Origin of the sequence: Altererythrobacter epoxidivorans (genome assembly GCF_001281485.1) — a bacterium.
Lineage (GTDB): Bacteria > Pseudomonadota > Alphaproteobacteria > Sphingomonadales > Sphingomonadaceae > Erythrobacter > Erythrobacter epoxidivorans.
In genome coordinates this window covers 487,072-503,456 of sequence record NZ_CP012669.1, presented here as the reverse complement: position 1 = coordinate 503,456, position 16,385 = coordinate 487,072, and the positions used below count along the sequence as shown (strand labels likewise).

Annotated in this window: 12 protein-coding genes and 1 tRNA gene; 6 read left to right on the top strand and 7 right to left on the bottom strand. The window is 61.3% G+C overall.

The annotated features are described in order from the left end of the window. The first annotated feature begins 5 nt into the window (after positions 1 to 5). The 4 genes from AMC99_RS02530 to AMC99_RS02515 all read left to right on the top strand — a co-directional run bounded on the left by AMC99_RS02530 (position 6) and on the right by AMC99_RS02515 (position 1,906). Entirely contained in the window at positions 6 to 581 is a 576-nt protein-coding gene (locus tag AMC99_RS02530; RefSeq protein ID WP_061922390.1) for a Maf family protein, read from the top strand. Further along, positions 574 to 1,548, top strand: a complete 975-nt coding sequence (locus AMC99_RS02525) for a ribonuclease E/G (protein ID WP_061922387.1) — start codon at positions 574 to 576, stop codon at positions 1,546 to 1,548. The genes AMC99_RS02530 and AMC99_RS02525 overlap by 8 nt, the downstream gene beginning before the upstream one ends. After that, positions 1,541 to 1,720 (top strand): DNA gyrase inhibitor YacG, encoded by a 180-nt coding sequence (locus AMC99_RS02520; RefSeq protein ID WP_061922385.1) that lies wholly within the window; start codon positions 1,541 to 1,543, stop codon positions 1,718 to 1,720. Before AMC99_RS02525 ends, AMC99_RS02520 begins: the two co-directional genes overlap by 8 nt. Positions 1,721 to 1,830: 110 nt before the next feature. Beyond that, positions 1,831 to 1,906 (top strand) — tRNA-Phe (locus AMC99_RS02515). 115 nt (positions 1,907 to 2,021) lie between these two features. Here the strand turns inward: AMC99_RS02515 and AMC99_RS02510 are convergent. Both AMC99_RS02510 and AMC99_RS02505 read right to left on the bottom strand, forming a co-directional pair. Beyond that, positions 2,022 to 3,878: an AMP-binding protein gene (locus AMC99_RS02510; protein WP_061922381.1), complete on the bottom strand. Its 1,857-nt coding sequence runs from the start codon at positions 3,876 to 3,878 to the stop codon at positions 2,022 to 2,024. An 85-nt stretch (positions 3,879 to 3,963) separates the two neighbouring features. After that, entirely contained in the window at positions 3,964 to 5,361 is a 1,398-nt protein-coding gene (locus AMC99_RS02505) for a DcaP family trimeric outer membrane transporter (RefSeq protein WP_232301480.1), read from the bottom strand. A 209-nt stretch (positions 5,362 to 5,570) separates the two neighbouring features. Between AMC99_RS02505 and acs the strand changes: the two genes are divergently transcribed. Beyond that, a complete protein-coding gene (acs, locus tag AMC99_RS02500; protein ID WP_420805560.1) occupies positions 5,571 to 7,484 on the top strand; it encodes an acetate--CoA ligase in 1,914 nt (637 codons plus the stop codon). A gap of 5 nt (positions 7,485 to 7,489) precedes the next feature. Continuing rightward, positions 7,490 to 8,125: a response regulator gene (locus tag AMC99_RS02495; RefSeq protein WP_061922376.1), complete on the top strand. Its 636-nt coding sequence runs from the start codon at positions 7,490 to 7,492 to the stop codon at positions 8,123 to 8,125. Here the strand turns inward: AMC99_RS02495 and AMC99_RS02490 are convergent. The 5 genes from AMC99_RS02490 to AMC99_RS02470 all read right to left on the bottom strand — a co-directional run bounded on the left by AMC99_RS02490 (position 8,108) and on the right by AMC99_RS02470 (position 16,340). After that, a complete protein-coding gene (locus tag AMC99_RS02490; protein WP_061922374.1) occupies positions 8,108 to 11,467 on the bottom strand; it encodes a PAS-domain containing protein in 3,360 nt (1,119 codons plus the stop codon). The genes AMC99_RS02495 and AMC99_RS02490 overlap by 18 nt on opposite strands. Positions 11,468 to 11,570: 103 nt before the next feature. After that, positions 11,571 to 13,349: a sodium:solute symporter family protein gene (locus AMC99_RS02485; protein WP_061922371.1), complete on the bottom strand. Its 1,779-nt coding sequence runs from the start codon at positions 13,347 to 13,349 to the stop codon at positions 11,571 to 11,573. Positions 13,350 to 13,359: 10 nt separating this feature from the next. Then, a complete protein-coding gene (locus AMC99_RS02480) occupies positions 13,360 to 13,629 on the bottom strand; it encodes a DUF4212 domain-containing protein (protein ID WP_061922368.1) in 270 nt (89 codons plus the stop codon). A 118-nt stretch (positions 13,630 to 13,747) separates the two neighbouring features. After that, positions 13,748 to 14,440: an exonuclease domain-containing protein gene (locus AMC99_RS02475; RefSeq protein WP_061922365.1), complete on the bottom strand. Its 693-nt coding sequence runs from the start codon at positions 14,438 to 14,440 to the stop codon at positions 13,748 to 13,750. 1 nt (position 14,441) lies between these two features. Further along, positions 14,442 to 16,340 carry a putative nucleotidyltransferase substrate binding domain-containing protein gene (locus tag AMC99_RS02470; protein WP_061922362.1) on the bottom strand — a complete coding sequence of 633 codons (1,899 nt, stop codon included), beginning with the start codon at positions 16,338 to 16,340 and terminating at the stop codon, positions 14,442 to 14,444. Positions 16,341 to 16,385: the final 45 nt, after the last annotated feature.

Below are 16,385 nucleotides of genomic sequence, written 5' to 3'. Positions count from 1 at the left end.
CGGGCTTGTCCGCGCCTTCCCTGATCCTCGCTTCGGCCAGCCCACGGCGGCGGGAGCTACTTGCGCGCCTGTCGGTCGAGCCGGCAGCGATCGCACCTGCCGATATCGACGAAACCCCTGCCAAGGGCGAACTGCCCCGCGACTATGCGAAACGCATGGCCCGCGAGAAGGCGCAGGCTGCCGCATCATCTGACGGTCACGTGCTGGCAGGGGATACGGTTGTCGCAGTCGGGCGGCGCATCCTTCCCAAGGCAGAGGACGAGGCAACTGCACGCCGCTGCCTGGAACTGTTGTCTGGCAGACGCCACCGTGTCCTGTCGGCGATCGCCCTTCTGTCACCCGATGGCACCCTGAGGGAACGCCTGAGCGAGACTGTCGTCGTGTTCAAACGCCTCTCGGATGATGAAATCTCGACCTATCTCGAAGGCGGGGAATGGCACGGCAAGGCAGGCGGTTATGCCATCCAGGGCGCAGCAGAGGGCCTGATCCGGCGGATCGACGGCAGCCACTCGGGCGTCGTCGGACTGCCGCTTTATGAAACACGATCATTGCTGAAAGCAGCAGGATTTCCCGTTGGCTGAGTGGATCGTCGAACAGGGGATCGGAGAGGAACGCGCTTTCCGGCTGAGTTACGACGGTATCGAAGAATTGCGCTTGCGCTGGACCGATGCCGGGCTTCAGGCAGGCGAAATCGACGATGCGATCTTGCTCGAACAACCGGCTCAAGGTGGCCGTGCCAGAGTGCGCTTCCCCTCGGGGCAGGAGGCTTTGGGCCGCAACATTCCGCGCTCGGCCAGTGTGGGTTCACCTGTAAGGATGGAAGTCACGCGGGAGCCCGTGGCAGAGCGCGGACGGCTGAAGCTGGCACAGGCCCGTCATTCGACTTCCGATCTTGCAGGCGCTCCTTCCCTCGCCGATCAGCTTGTCCGCGAAGGGCACGAGGTCGAACTCGCCACGATACCCTGGGCTCAAGCCGATTGGGACGCGCTTTGGCTCGATGCAGCGAGCCGCGAGGTCGATTTCGAAGGCGGCAAGCTGCTGCTGGCAGAAACACCGGCAATGACGCTGATCGACGTGGACACCACCAATTCCGACCCATCGGCCGCAACCCGCGCGATTGCCCGCACCTTGCGCCGGTTCGATCTCGGCGGAAATATCGGGATCGACTATCCAACCCTGTCGGCAAAGGCGGATCGCAAGCTGGTTGATGAGCAACTTGGCATGTTCCTCGAAGACTGGCCGCATGAACGCACGGCGATGAACGGCTTCGGGTTTGTCCAGATCATCCGCCGGCTGCAGCGCCCGTCGCTGCTCCATCGCATTGCCCGCAATCGCAAGGAGGCAGCAGCCCGCCTGCTGCTTCGCCGTGCCGAGTTGCTGGAGGGGGCCGGCATGATCGCGCTTTATGCCCAGGCGCCCGTTCTCGATTACCTCAGCAAAGACTGGCTCAACCAGTTGCGGCGGCGGACGGGCCGACAGATCGCGCTGCGTCCCGATGCGGGGATTGCCTTCGATGCTCCCCATGCCCAGATGGTGCCGCATGAGTAAGAACTGCCCGATCTGCAAGAAACCTCGCGCCGAGGAATTCACACCATTCTGTTCCAGCCGATGCCGCGACCGCGACCTCGCACAGTGGTTCGGCGACGGATATGCAGTCCCCGGACGCCCCGCCAGCCCAGATGAAATCGCGGGCGAGATCGTCCGGGAAGACCGCGACTAAACCAGAGGGCAATTTCGGCCAATTGGCCCTTGCCAAAGGGCGCGGGCTTCGCCATAGGCCCGCACTCCAATGCACGCCGATCCTTGTGAAGGGTCGCTTGATGCTGGAATGCCTCGGTAGCTCAGTTGGTAGAGCATGCGACTGAAAATCGCAGTGTCGGTGGTTCGAATCCGCCCCGAGGCACCACTTCCCCCAGGAATGTCCATTCGCCAGCCAGGCTGAACCTTTGCGCGACCGCGCCGCGAAGTGAATGGCGCTCGGTATTGCCAGACGAACCCGTTAGCCCTTCAATCGGGCAGGTTCAGGTAACGGCCTGCCTGATCGTATCGATGACGCTGGCATCCTCGATCGTCTGCGGCACGGTGACCTCCTTCCCGTTGATGATGTCGCGGAGGAGATTGCGCAGGATTTTGCCCGATCGCGTCTTGGGAAGGCCATCGACGAAGTAGATGCTGCGCGGGCTGGCGATCGGTCCGATATCGCCCCTAACCGATGCCACGAGCTCGCCATGAACCTTCTCAAGATCCTCGCAGCCGGGGCGCGTGACCACGAAGCCGACCGGCATTTCGCCTTTCAGATCGTCCGCTGCACCGACCACGGCGCATTCGACGACCTGCGGGTGGTTCGCGACGACCTCTTCCATCTGGCCGGTCGACAGGCGGTGACCTGCAACATTGATGATGTCGTCGGTCCGGCCCATGATGTGGATGAAGCCATCGGCGTCGATCATCCCAGCATCGCCGGTGGTGTAATTTCCGGGAAAATCGACGAAGCCTGCGGCGAACCGTTCGGGATTGTTCCAGAGTGACCGGAACGCTCCGGGTGGCAAAGGCTGTTCGATCAGCAGGTTGCCGACGGTGCCCGCACCCACTGGATTTCCGGCATCGTCGAGCACGCGGAACCTGTACCCCGGGACTGCGTGCCCCGCACTTCCTGCACGGATTTCGCTCTCGCCAAGCCCCAGGCAAGTCGCGATCGCCGGCCAACCGAGTTCGGTCTGCCACCAGTGGTCGATCACCGGTTTGCCCAGTTTGTTGGCTATCCAGAGCAGCGTATCGGGATCGGCCCGCTCGCCGGCGAGGAACAATGCACTCAGCGATGAAAGCGACGCACCATCGATGAATGTTCCGTCGGGATCCGACCGGCGAATGGCCCGAATGGCGGTGGGTGCGGTGAAGAGGACCTTCACCTGATGCTTGTCCACCAAGTTCCAGAAAATACCTGCATCGGGCGTGCCGACCGGTTTTCCTTCGAACAGGATGGTCGCGCATCCTTTCAGCAGCGGACCGTAAACGATGTAGCTGTGGCCGACGACCCAGCCGATATCCGAGGCGGCCCAATACGTATCGCCTGCCTCGACGCCGTAGATATTGCGCATCGACCAGTGGAGCACAGTTGCATGGCCGCCATTGTCGCGCACGACGCCCTTGGGCGTACCGGTCGTGCCGGACGTGTAGAGTATGTAGAGCGGATCGGACGAGGCGACGTCGACGCACCCGGCCGGTTCGGCGGCCGCAACGGCTTCGGCCCAATCGCGGTCCCGCCCGGGGACGAGATCGGCCAGCAATTCCTCGCGCTGGAAAATGATGGTGCCCGGCGGCTTGTGGCTCGCCAGGTCGAGCGCCTTGTCGAGCAAGGGCTTGTAAGCAATCGTTCGCCCCGGTTCGAAGCCGCATGATGCGCTGAGAACAAGTGCGGGCGTGCAATCTTCGATGCGCTTGGCAAGTTCGGGCGCTGCGAACCCGCCGAAAACGACCGAATGCACCGCGCCAATACGGGCGCAGGCAAGCATGGCGAACACCGCCTCCGGGATCATCGGCATGTAGATGATCACCCGGTCGCCCTTTCCCACACCGGCGGAGGCGATCATCCCTGCAGTGCGGGCGACATGGTCCTGCAATTCAGCAAAGGAATAGGACTGCGCGCGGCCCGTGAACGGGCTTTCGTAAATCAGGGCTTCGGCATCGCCGCGACCGGCTTCTACGTGGCGGTCCACGGCATTGTAACAGGTGTTCAGGACGCCATCGGGAAACCAGACGTCGCCTGCCTCGTCATGGGCGGTCTCGGGAAATGTGCTCCAGTGGAGCCCACGTGCCGCTTCGAGCCAGAATTTTCCGGGATCCCTTGCCGCGGTTGCTGCGACTTCGGTGAATGACATCGGAATTTTCTCCCTGTTCCTGACGACAGTTCAGGTGGCCACGAAGGACCGCCCGAACCTTTCGAGACCCTCTCCCTTAAGGGGGTCAGAAGCTGTACTTGGCGCCCAGTTGGACCTGCTGCAGGCTACCATCCTGCCCGGCTTCATTGGTACGCTCTGCATACATGTATTCCAGACCGATATCGAGTTTGGGCACCGGCGAATAGATCAGGTTAGCAAGTACGTTCCAGACCTCGTCGGTCGGGCTGCCACCGGTCAGCGCAACCGGATTGTCGGCCTTGAAATAGCTGCCGGCCAGGGTCGAACGGGCCTTGGGGCTCCACACATGGCGGAAGGCGGCAAAGCCCGAATAGGTGGCGATGGGATCGAGGTTGCCATCCGCATCGATGGCCGCATCGTTGACGATGTTGGCGCCCATGTAGCGGCCAAGACCCTCACCCACGGTACCCATGACGCGGAAGTCGTCGCCGCCGCTGCCGATCGGGAACTTGCCCGAAACGCTGAGGCCGTAGCCCAGTGCGCTGTCACCGCCGCTAGCCAGGATCGCGTCCGAAGCGGTCAACTGGCGAACAATGCCTGCAATTGTGAAGCCCTTGCCATCGTAGCGGGCGGTGATGTCAGGCAATTTGTCGTCGGTCGGCAGGATGCGGCCACCGGTGGAATTTGTCAGTGTCGTTTCCGGGTTCTCGACCGAAACGGAAAAGCCGCTGTTCGATTTGTACCGGATCAGGGGCTGCCGAACGAACACCGTTCCCGGCATAGTCCCGACGAAATCGACCGAATCCGGCAATGCGCCGACGTTCTGGAAGTTCGACCACGCCTGGCCGAAGGTCCATCCGTCATAGGTGATGAAGGCCTGGCGCATGCGCGGGCTGTAGCTGTTCGAAACGCGCTGGTCCCCGCCGGACGTGACCATGAAATCCATTTCGAGGTGCGTGCCCACCGACTTGTCGCCGACCGGTGTGCTGGTCTTTACGATCAGACGGCTCTGGCGGCCGTGGAAATGCGTGTCCCAACCGGAAGACGATCCTCCGACGGGGATCAGGCTGGGGATCAGGAAGTCCAGCCCTGCCGAACCGCTCGGCAATTCGCCGCCGCTCGTGCGTAGCGATTTTGCGTCCAGCTTGACGTAACCGCCCAGGCTGACGTTGGTATTGCCGACACGGAAACCGTTTCCGGCATCCTTTTCGACCTTGGCAACACGTTCCTGCGTTTCGGCCTGCTGCTGGGCGAGCTCTGCATTCTGAGCGCGGGTTTCTGCCACGGCAGCGCTCAACTGGCTTACCGTTTCACTCTGGGCTGCGTTCGCCTGCTGACCGGCCATCTGCTGTTGCAGCGACATGATCATCGCCTCGAGCCGGTCGAGCCGTTGATCGACCGTTTCCCTGTCCGATGCATGCGCCGCTGCCGGCACCATCATGGTCGCAGCCAGCAAGCCCGCGGTCAGGCGCATGCGCCGCTGTCCGGATGAAATCCTTGCCACTGAATGTCCCTCCCATAACATTTTCGTTGAGAGGAAAATCGCAGCATCGCGCGGGCTTATCTATGAGCGGATGGTCTATACTACTAAGGTCGTAGCGCATTCGATCAGTTGGTAGGATAATCACCAACACGAAAAACAAGCATCCGTAACCGATCAAGCGGAGAGGAAAACCCATGACCGACCAAGCCGTGCAACAAGAATGGGTCCGCATGCCCGCAGCCGCCGCCGACGGCGCCGCTTGCAATGCCTCGCAATACGAAGCGATGTACGCTCGTAGCATCGAGGACGCAGATGGCTTCTGGGCCGAACAGGCTGCGCGACTCGACTGGTTCGAAAAACCGACGAAGGTCGCCGACTGGTCATTCGATCCGGTCGACATCAAGTGGTTCGAGGATGGCAAGCTCAATATCTGCCACAACGCAGTCGACCGCCATGTCGATGCGGGGAATGGTAACCGCGTCGCACTGATTTTCGAGCCCGACGATCCCGAAGGCGAAGTCCGCCACATCACTTATGCCGAGTTGCAGGGCGAAGTCGTGCGCATGGCCAACTCGCTGAAGAAGCTCGGTGTGGCAAAGGGTGACCGCGTGACGATCTACATGCCGATGGTGCCCGAAGGCGCCTTCGCCATGCTCGCCTGCGCCCGTATCGGCGCAATCCACTCGGTGATCTTCGGCGGGTTTTCGCCCGACGCCATCGCCGGCCGCGTCGAGGACTGCGAAAGCGACTGGATCGTGACCGCGGACCAGGGCCTGCGCGGGTCGAAAAAAGTCCCGCTCAAGGCCAATGTCGATGCCGCTCTGGAGAAAGTCCCGGCCAAGGGTGTCCTTGTCGTCAGCCACACGGGTGCCGACGTGGCGATGACGGAAGGTCGCGACCACTGGTACCACGAATATTCGGCCGACGTTGCCGACGAATGCCCGTGCGAGCCGATGAATGCGGAAGATCCGCTGTTCATCCTCTACACCTCGGGATCGACCGGGAGCCCCAAGGGCGTCGTCCACACGACCGGCGGCTACTCGGTCTGGACCGAAACCACCTTCCGCTATGTGTTCGACTATCGGCCTGGCGAAATCTACTGGTGCACGGCCGATATTGGCTGGGTCACGGGGCACAGCTACATCGTTTACGGGCCGCTCCAGAACGGGGCCACCGCGCTCATGTTCGAAGGTGTTCCGAATTATCCCGACCACGACCGTTTCTGGGCGGTGTGCGAGAAGCACAAGGTCAATATCTTCTACACCGCGCCAACTGCCATTCGCGCCCTCATGCGCGAAGGCGAAGGCCATGTCGCAAAGCACGATCTTTCATCGCTGAGGGTCATGGGTTCGGTGGGTGAGCCGATCAATCCCGAGGCATGGCGCTGGTACCACGAAACCGTAGGCGGCGGGACCGTTCCAATTGTCGACACATGGTGGCAGACCGAAACCGGCGGGATCATGATCACCACCCTGCCCGGCGCACACGACATGAAGCCCGGCAGTGCCGGCAAGCCCTTCTTCGGCGTCTGCCCGCAACTTGTCGACAACGACGGGGCAGTCCTGGAAGGCGCAACCGAAGGCAATCTGTGCATCACGCGCAGTTGGCCGGGCCAGGCACGTACCGTTTATGGCGACCACGATCGCTTCATCCAGACCTATTTCAGCACCTACAAGGGCAAGTATTTCACAGGGGACGGATGCCGCCGCGACAAGGACGGATACTACTGGATCACCGGCCGTGTCGACGATGTGATCAACGTGTCCGGACACCGCATGGGCACGGCAGAAGTCGAAAGCGCGCTGGTCCTGCATGCCAAGGTTTCCGAAGCCGCGGTCGTGGGTTACCCGCACGACATCAAGGGCCAGGGCATCTATTGCTATGTCACGCTCAACGCCGGTGAAGAACACTCCGACGAGCTGATGGGTGAATTGCGGCAATGGGTGCGAAAGGAGATAGGCCCGATCGCTACGCCCGATCACCTGCATTTCACCCCTGCGCTCCCCAAGACGCGGAGCGGCAAGATCATGCGCCGCATCCTGCGCAAGATCGCGGAGAATGATTACGGTTCGCTCGGGGACACCTCCACGCTCGCGGATCCCGGCATTGTCGATACGCTGATCGACGGGCGCATGAACCGCTGACGCCGATGGCCCGCAGCATCCTCATCGCAGACGATCATCCGCTGATGCGCGGTGCAATCCGCGCTGCGGTAGAAAAAGTCTGGCCTTCCCACGAAGTCAGGGAAGTCAGCGATGTTGCGTCGGCACGCACCGAGATGGAAGCCGGCAATGTCGAACTGGCGACGCTCGACCTGCATATGCAGGATTCCAACGGGCTTGCCGCCCTGCTCGAACTGCGCAAGCTGTGTCCGGCCGTTCCGATCGTCGTCATTTCGGCGAGCGGGGACAGTCAGACCATTGCCAAGGCCCGCGAACTGGGCGCTTCGGGCTTCATCGCGAAAACGGCTTCACTTTCCGACATGACGCATAGCCTGCGACAGATCAGCGAAGGCGAACTGGTCTTTCCCGAGACTTCGCAAGAGAGCGACGCTGCCGCTTCAAGGCTCGCCAGCCTTACCCCGGCCCAGACCCGGATCTTGCGTTACCTTTCCGAAGGCTTGCTCAACAAGCAAATCGCCTACGAAATGGATATCAGCGAGGCGACCGTCAAAGCACATATCACGGCGATCTTCCGCCGCCTCGGCGTGACCAACAGGACGCAGGCAGTGCTCGTCGCCAAGGAACTCGATATAAACGAGCCGACATCAGGCCTCGATACGTAACAACGACCCGATCAGTGCCCGCAAGATGGCAGGGCTGGCAGGCTTGATCAGGCGATGCGCGCCGATTGTCTGGGCGGCGAGTTTCGTTTCCTCCGTTTCCTCTGCCGTAAGCAGGATGATCGGCGGAAGTGATCCGAATTTTTCTTCCAGGACAGGACACGCATTGTCTCCGGTCAATCCGTCGTCGAGGCGGTAATCGAGGACGATCAGAGACGGAGCGCAATCGGTCGGCGCCTCGTCCGGATGATGTGCCCCCACAGCATCCAGTCCCCATCGCTGGAGCAAGGCAACGATGCCTTCGCAGCTGGCCCTGTCGTTATCGATGCACAGAACGCGCGCGCCAGATGCGGGCATGGCCTGACCTCGCCCTTCCTCGACGCGCGTCTGCACTTCACCCGGCTCCACCACCGGCATGCGGAAGGAAAAAAAGCTGCCGACCCCCGGTTCGGATTCAACCACGACCTGTGTGCCGAGCATGGCGGCAATGCGTTTCACGATAGCAAGACCCAGGCCTAGCCCCTCGCTTTCGTGCTTGCGGTCAAGCTGGGTGAACTCTTCGAATATCCGGCCGAGGTCCTGTTGCGGTATTCCTGGCCCTTGGTCGGCCACGACGATCTGGACCTTTCCGCCGCGCCGCTTCCCACCGATCAGCACCTTGCCGGCATCGGTGTAGCGCACGGCATTGGTGACGAGGTTCTGGAGCACCGAAACGAACAGCCCGCGGTCGGTTTCGATCCATAGCCCGCACGGCTGGACAATCAGCTCGACACCCTTTGCCTCTGCCTGCACTTCGAACTCGTTGCGAATTTCGGCAAAGGCGAGATCCAGCGAGAAACGCGACTTTGCGACGTCGACCTTGCTTCCGTCGAGGCGCGAAATATCCAGCAGAGCGCGCAGCAGCCGGTCGGCGGTCCTGATCGAACGGTCGATCTGACCAAGCAACTGTTGCTCTCTTCCACGTTCTGTGTCGATTTCTTCGCTGAGGGCGCTGGCGAACAGTCTTGCCGCGTTCAGAGGCTGCACCAGGTCGTGGCTGGCGGCGGCGAGGAACCGCGTCTTGGACCTGGTCGCGGCTTCCAGCGCAGCGTTCGATTGGACAAGCTGCTCCGTGCGTTCGTACACCTTTGCCTCTAGCGCCTGTTCGGCGACACGGTCGGCGGTCACATCGGTATAGCTGGTGACATAGCCGCCATTTGGCGCGGGATTGCCGAGCACACGCAGGATGCGGCCATCCGAAAGAACGCGCTCCGTACTGTGACGACTGCCCTGGCGAAGGTACTCGAGCCGCTTCGATACCTCGGCATCGATCGTATCTTCGGGGAACCGCAACGACCGCATGTTGAAACGCAGCAAGTCGGCAATCGGGCGCCCTACTTCGACGAGTTCTTCGGGCAGATCGAACATCTCGACATAGCGGCTGTTCCACGCGACCAGACGCTGTTCGTTATCAACCACCGAGATGCCCTGGTCGATGTTCTCGATCGCGATCTGGAGCAGACCCGCACCGAATTGGAGGCGCTGCGTCGTTTCATCGAACATCGCGACCACATGTTCGAGCGATACGGATTCCCCCTCGAGCGTCGACTGGATCAGCGCCTTGGCCGAAGAACTGCCGATAATCGCGCTGATCATCCGCTCGCAGGCATTGCGCAAAGCGGCGTCGGCACGGTCGGCATCGCGGTAGTTCCGACCCGTCTCGAGCCTCAGGGCGTTGAGCGCCTCTCGCGTTCGTTCTTCGCCAACGAACTGTTCCATCAACAGCCGGAAATCCGCGACTTTTACCTCACGCGAGATGTCACCCGGATCGGGCAAGGCGGCCTGACGGTCAACGAAGGCGACGGCCTGCACCCTGTCGGACAGCGATGTTTCGCTGGTGAGCGAGAACAAGACGAACAGCGCCGTGTTGATGCCGAGGCTGATGATAGTGCCGGAAACCAGCGCATCGTCACCGATCAGGACGGGCAGACTTTCCGGCACGAATACCGGGAAAGCGAGCAGGACCATCCAGGCAACGAAGCCACCGAGCAACCCGGCGATCATGCCGGCCCGGTTCGCTCGCCGCCAGGAAAGGCCCAGCAAAAGACCCGGCGCAAATTGCGCCACGCCAGCAAAGGCGATCTCGCCAAGTCCGGCTAGGCTCAGGCTCTCGCTGGCTGCCCTGACATAGAAATAGGCGAATGCCAGCAGTCCGATAATTGTCAGACGGCGGACCATGATGAGGACCGGCCCCACGTTCTGGCGGTCGACGCTCTGCCGCAGCCTGTCCCTGAAGAACAGCGGCAGGATGAGGTCGTTCGTGATCATCCCGGACAGTGCAATGCTGGTGACGATGATCATGCCGGTCGACGCCGAAAAACCGCCGATGAAGGCAAGCATCGCCAACAGGTCGAAACCGAATGTCTGCGGCAGGCTGAGCACCAGCATGTCGGCCTGGCTTCCCGGCATCAGGAGCGAGCCTGCCACAGCAACGGGCACCACCGCAGCGCAAATGATCACGAGATACAGCGGGAACAGCCAGCGCATCGATCCGCGCAGGCGATCCTCCTGCGCTTCGACCACCAGCATGTGGAACTGGCGCGGCAGGCACAGCACCGCCATTGCCGCGAGGAAGGTAAGGGTCACGAACCGCGCATCTATCTGCGCGAACGAGAACGTATCGCCAGCGCGCTGGAGCGAGGTTTCCAGAGTGGCCTCGCTCAACAGCAGATAGGTCGCAAGCAACGCGACCGACCCGAGTGCCACCAGCTTGACCATTGCTTCGACCGCGATCGCGAGGACCATGCCGCGATTGTGCTGCGTAAGGTCGAGCCTTCCCGTTCCGAACAGGACAGCGAATGCTGCCATCGTCCCTGCCACGGCCATCACGATTTCATCGGCGTGGAGATATCGGGTTATGTCGGGCGAAAGCGCGACGAGCGTCTGGCTGACGGACTTGAGCTGCAGCGCCATGTAGGGAAGCGCGCCGAACAGTGCGATCAGCGTGACAAGTGCGGCCACCCAGGCGCTCTTGCCATAGCGTGCGGAAAGGAAGTCGGCGATCGAAGTGGAATGCTGCGTCTTGCCGATCTCGACGACCCGGCTCACGAAACCGGGAAAGAACAAGAACAGGACGATCGGACCGAGATAGATCGGGAGATACCTGAGCCCTGCACCAAGTGCCGTCCCGACCGCGCCGTAGAAAGTCCAGCTGGTGCAATAGACCGCCAGCGACAGCCCGAAAATTGCCCGGGAGTGCCGCCTTGCCCAATGGGTAATCGCAATGCGATCTCCCATGTGCGCAATCCAGAACAACAGCGCCGCATACGCGGCCGCGACCATGACCGGAATGGACCATGACGACATGCTCGGCCTCTCCCTCTCCCGCCGGGCAACCTAGCCATAAAACGAGGAAGGGGCGACAGTTTCCTGCCGCCCCTTCCCCGAGACCCTCACGAATGGAGGAGAGTTAGTGCGCGTGGGCCTCGCCCGCTCCGCGTGGAACGCGGATCGATTCCACCAGGGCATCGATTTCGGCAGGCGGAGCGGAAGTCATTTTGGATACGACGATCGCCACGATGAAGTTCAGCACCATGCCAACCACGCCGATGCCTTCAGGCGAAATGCCGAACAGCCAGTTTGCCGCCGTGTTCATCGCCGGATCCACCATCAGCTTGAAATAAGCGATGTAGATAAATGTGAAGGCCAGGCCCACGACCATACCTGCGATCGCGCCTTCCTTGTTCATCTTCTTGGAGAAGATCCCCATGAAGATTGCAGGGAACAGCGATGCCGCGGCCAAGCCGAACGCGAACGCAACCACCTGCGCCACCCATCCCGGAGGATAGATGCCGAGATAACCGGCCACCACGATGGCGGCCGTCGCTGCCAGACGCGCAGCAAGCAATTCCCCCTTTTCCGATATGTCCGGCTTAAAGGTCGATTTGAGCAGGTCGTGACTTACCGCCGTCGAAATGACGAGCAGCAGGCCCGCCGCAGTCGACAAGGCTGCCGCAAGGCCGCCTGCCGCAACCAGGGCAATCACCCACCCGGGAAGATTGGCGATCTCCGGATTGGCAAGGACCATGATGTCGCGGTCGACATAGACCTCGTTGGCATTGTCGGTGACCACCTCGTTGGAAACCACCTGCTGGCCGAGCGCACCGGTTTCACCGGTGTATTCGGGCGCACCCACGAAAGCGTCGCCAGCAGCAATCTGCATCACGCCGTCGTCGTTCTTATCGACCCAGGCGATCAGCTTGTTGGTTTCCCAGTTTTTGAACCAGGCGGGCGCTTCTTCGTAAGACGTCTGATTGATGCCGTCGTTGAAGTTCAGGCGGGCAAAGGCGGCAACCGCGGGCGCGGTCGTGTAGAGCAGTGCGATGAAGATCAGCGCCCAGCCGGCCGACTTGCGAGCGTCGGAAGCCTTGGGAACGGTGAAGAACCGTACGATGACGTGCGGCAGGCCGGCAGTACCGATCATCAGAGCTGCGGTGATGCAGAACACGTCGATCATCGATTTGCTGCCGCTCGTGAAGGCGCCGAAGCCCATCATCTGCAAGCTCTCGTCGAGTTTTTCGAGAACGTACATTCCGGACCCGTCGTTCACCATCGAACCGAGGCCGAGCTGCGGCACGGGGTTACCGGTGATCATTAGCGAGATGAAGATCGCAGGGACGAGATAGGCGAAGATCAGCACGCAATATTGCGCGACCTGGGTGTAAGTGATCCCCTTCATCCCGCCGAGAACGGCGTAAACGAACACGATCGCCATGCCGATGATGACGCCCATCGTCACGTCCACCTCGAGGAAACGCGAAAACACGATCCCCACGCCGCGCATCTGCCCGGCGATATAGGTGAAACTGATGAAGATGAGGCAGATCACTGCAACCGTGCGCGCCACGTTCGAATAGTAACGCGTGCCGATGAAGTCGGGCACGGTAAACTGGCCGAACTTGCGCAGGTAAGGCGCAAGCAGGAGCGCGAGCATGACGTACCCGCCGGTCCAGCCCATCAGATAGACCGAGCCGTCATAGCCCATGAATGCGATCAGGCCCGCCATGGAAAGGAACGACGCAGCGCTCATCCAATCGGCAGCCGTTGCCATTCCGTTGACGACAGGATTGACCCCGCCGCCTGCGACATAGAACTCTTTCGTCGAACCGGCGCGCGACCAGATCGCAATGCCGATGTAGAGCGCGAAGCTGATACCGACGAAGATGTAGATCAGAGTTTGTGTTTCCATTTCACCCTCCTCAGTCGTCGAGATCGAATTCGCGTTCGATCTTCTTCATCTTCCACGTGTAGTAGAAGATCAGACCGATGAAGACGTAGATCGAACCCTGCTGGGCAAACCAGAAGCCGAGCGGAAAACCGCCGATCATGAACTGGTCGAGGAATGGCCGGAACAGGATCCCGGCGCCGAAAGACACCACGAACCAGATGGCCATGAGAGTGACGAGCAAGCGTATATTGGCTTTCCAATATGCTCCTGCGGCAGTGTTTTTGGGTTCTTCGTCAGACATGTTGAACCTCCCCCTCCAATGCGATTGTTGATGCCGCAGATGCTCCACGGTCCATCATCCAGACTAGAGAGTGACCGCCGCTTTCACAGCGCGACTTTGGTCTAATGCTTGGCGAGGTTCAGCGACGCAGAAGGTCCATTATTGGCGCTTGCTGGCGACCTGCGCTGGCCAGTTGTGCAAGCAGCAATTCGCCGCACGCCACGGCATCCGTCAGACCGTCGTGTGCTCGATAGGTCGGGAGGCCGTATTGCGATCTCAGCTTGCCGAGGCGCAGGCCGTCATGCGCGCGCTGCTTCTGCACCCAGCGCATTTCCAGCTGCATGGTGCAAATGAAGGGAGCGACCAGCGGCGCGCCATAGAGTTTGCGCGATGCGGCATCGAGGAAGCCGGCCTCGATCTCGGCGAAATGCGCGACGAGAACCCGCCCGGTACAAAGCTTCAATATCTGCGCGAACGCCTCTTCCAGCGGCAAGGCTTTTGCCGCTTCGTCGTCGGTGATGCGATGCACGACAACTGCGTCGGCGTTGAGTCCCCTATCTGGCCTGATGCGAATGCGGCTGGCGCTGTTCGCCCCGATCAGTCCGCCAAAGATCTCGATGCTGCCCGATTCGAGGATGCTGTCGGTTTTTGCGTCCAGCCCGTCCGTTTCGAGATCGATCGCTGTCAGCGGCGCATTGCCGACCGGCTGGCTCAGATCGGGCAAACCGGCGGCATAGAAGTCGGCGAGCGGTCCGGGCGGCGCTGCCTTGGCCGCTTTCTCGAATACGCGAACCAGCTTGGGTCCGGGACCGCCGAGCAAATTGCCCAGCATGTCAGGTCAGGCCGCCTGCGAGGTCGGACCGCAGCTTGTCGAGCTGGCCGCGGATGAGCTTGAAGGCATCGCGCAGGTGTTCGCGGTCGAACCGCGACAGTTCGCCCGGGTCGAGCTTGTTCGATGGCCTCTCGCCGCGGCATATCTGTGCGGCCTGATGGCGGAAGCGAACGTCCCGCACGAATTCGAAGCAGGCGGCAAGGTCGCGTGCAGCCTCCGGATCGAGCGATCCGCTCGCAGCAGCAGCCTCCAGCCGCTCTATCGTACTCGTCGCCTCTATACCGCCAGCTATGGCGTGGGTCCTGGCGAGGTCGATGATCGGAGTGATCGCCTGTGATTTGAGGTCGAGCACCTTCCCCTCGACCGCGTCCTTTTCGAGCAGGAAGTTGCGAAAGAAGCCGAGCGGAACCGCAGTCACGGCAGCTGCCCGGGCAACGAAGGAAAGAAAGATCCTGTTCTTCGCTGCAGCCCGGAACGTCTCCTGCCGCATCTCATCAACCAGCGCCGCTTCGCCCGCCACGGCGCGCATGTCGAAGAAAATTCCGCTTTCGAGGATCGCCTGCGGATCAGGGCTATCGATCCACCCCCTGAACCGATCGATCCATTCCGGCGCGGTACGGCGATATTCGGGGTTCGAAGCCATGATATCGCCGGGACAATAGCGATATCCCGCGCTCTCCAGCCCATCGGCCAAGCGCCGTCCGAGTTCGGCGAAGTAGTCGTCATGCTCCTCGCGAACAAAACCTTCCCCGAACACGAAGCCGTTGTCCTGGTCGGAACCGAGCGACAGTTCGTGACGCGCAAGGGAACCAAAACAAACGAGGGCATAGGGAACGGGCGGCGGCCCGAGTTCCTGCTCGACGAGGTCGAGCAATCGCTTGTGCGACACCTCGCCGATTGCGCTGATGTAACGGGCAACCGGATCGGCATCGACTCCCGCCTCTACCAGGCCGGCGACCGCACGGGGCAAGTGGCTCGTTGCTTCGAACAGTTCCGTCTGGCTGCGCGCCATCTGCACTTCGCGTGCGAGGTGAAAGGTGTTCGAACCCAGCTGCGCAAGAATGTCGGACGAGGATACAATTCCGGACAATCGCCCGGCATTGTCGACCACGGGCAAGTGCCGGATATGATGCGATGTCATTGCCAGCAAGGCATTGAGGACAGTCTGGCTTTCGCCGATCGTAATCGGATCTGGCGTCATGACCCGGTTCACAGGAGTGCCTCCATCGAGGCCCGGAGCAAGAACACGGCGCCGCAAATCCTTGTCCGTCAGGATGCCGACCAGCGCGTCTGCCTGCAGAATGGGTAGGACCGAAACGTCCTTCTCAGCCATCAACCGCGCCGCATCGCCGATGGCTAGATCGGGGCTGCAATGGACGACCTCCCGGCGAGACATGACCGATGCTAACGGAACATGGACACCAAATCCGCTACCGCCCTCCTGCCCACCTTGCGGACCGTCCTCGCGAAGCGAACCCACCGCCCGCCGCAATCGCGCGGCTTCGTCGATGTCGAAGAAATGCCGGAATTGCTCGTTTGCGTCGCGCAGCTTGTGAAACGCATCATCGGGTAGGCGGTAAAGGAGCGTATCCTCGCAGGCGATCGCCTCGTTCTGGGCCGGACCACGACGGATAAGCGAGGGATAACCGAAGCAATCCCTTTCACCCAGCCTCGCATGGAGTTCGGTCCCGCCGAGCCTTAGTTCGACGCTGCCCGACCGGATGATCGAAAGATGCCGATTGTCATCTCCCGCCTGCGTTACGGGTGCCCCGCGCCGAAAATAGGCAATTTCCATCCGGACCGCGACCGAATGGCGCGCAGCATCGTCGAGGAAGGCGAAAGCTGGCACCTCGCGAAGGAAGTCATCGACCTCGTGGATTAGCGCCGGATCTATCGACATCGCTCTACCTTCTACGCACCATCGGGCAGGTCAAGGCAGAGGATA

What these genes read in the sequence shown, in the direction of transcription:
- AMC99_RS02520 (WP_061922385.1), top strand. Translation starts at nt 1,541, where the DNA reads ATGAGTAAGAACTGCCCGATCTGCAAGAAACCTCGCGCCGAGGAATTC.
- AMC99_RS02510 (WP_061922381.1), bottom strand. Translation starts at nt 3,878, where the DNA reads ATGTCATTCACCGAAGTCGCAGCAACCGCGGCAAGGGATCCCGGAAAA.
- acs (WP_420805560.1), top strand. Translation starts at nt 5,571, where the DNA reads ATGCCCGCAGCCGCCGCCGACGGCGCCGCTTGCAATGCCTCGCAATAC.
- AMC99_RS02495 (WP_061922376.1), top strand. Translation starts at nt 7,490, where the DNA reads ATGGCCCGCAGCATCCTCATCGCAGACGATCATCCGCTGATGCGCGGT.
- AMC99_RS02490 (WP_061922374.1), bottom strand. Translation starts at nt 11,467, where the DNA reads ATGTCGTCATGGTCCATTCCGGTCATGGTCGCGGCCGCGTATGCGGCG.
- AMC99_RS02485 (WP_061922371.1), bottom strand. Translation starts at nt 13,349, where the DNA reads ATGGAAACACAAACTCTGATCTACATCTTCGTCGGTATCAGCTTCGCG.
- AMC99_RS02480 (WP_061922368.1), bottom strand. Translation starts at nt 13,629, where the DNA reads ATGTCTGACGAAGAACCCAAAAACACTGCCGCAGGAGCATATTGGAAA.
- AMC99_RS02475 (WP_061922365.1), bottom strand. Translation starts at nt 14,440, where the DNA reads ATGCTGGGCAATTTGCTCGGCGGTCCCGGACCCAAGCTGGTTCGCGTA.
- AMC99_RS02470 (WP_061922362.1), bottom strand. Translation starts at nt 16,340, where the DNA reads ATGTCGATAGATCCGGCGCTAATCCACGAGGTCGATGACTTCCTTCGC.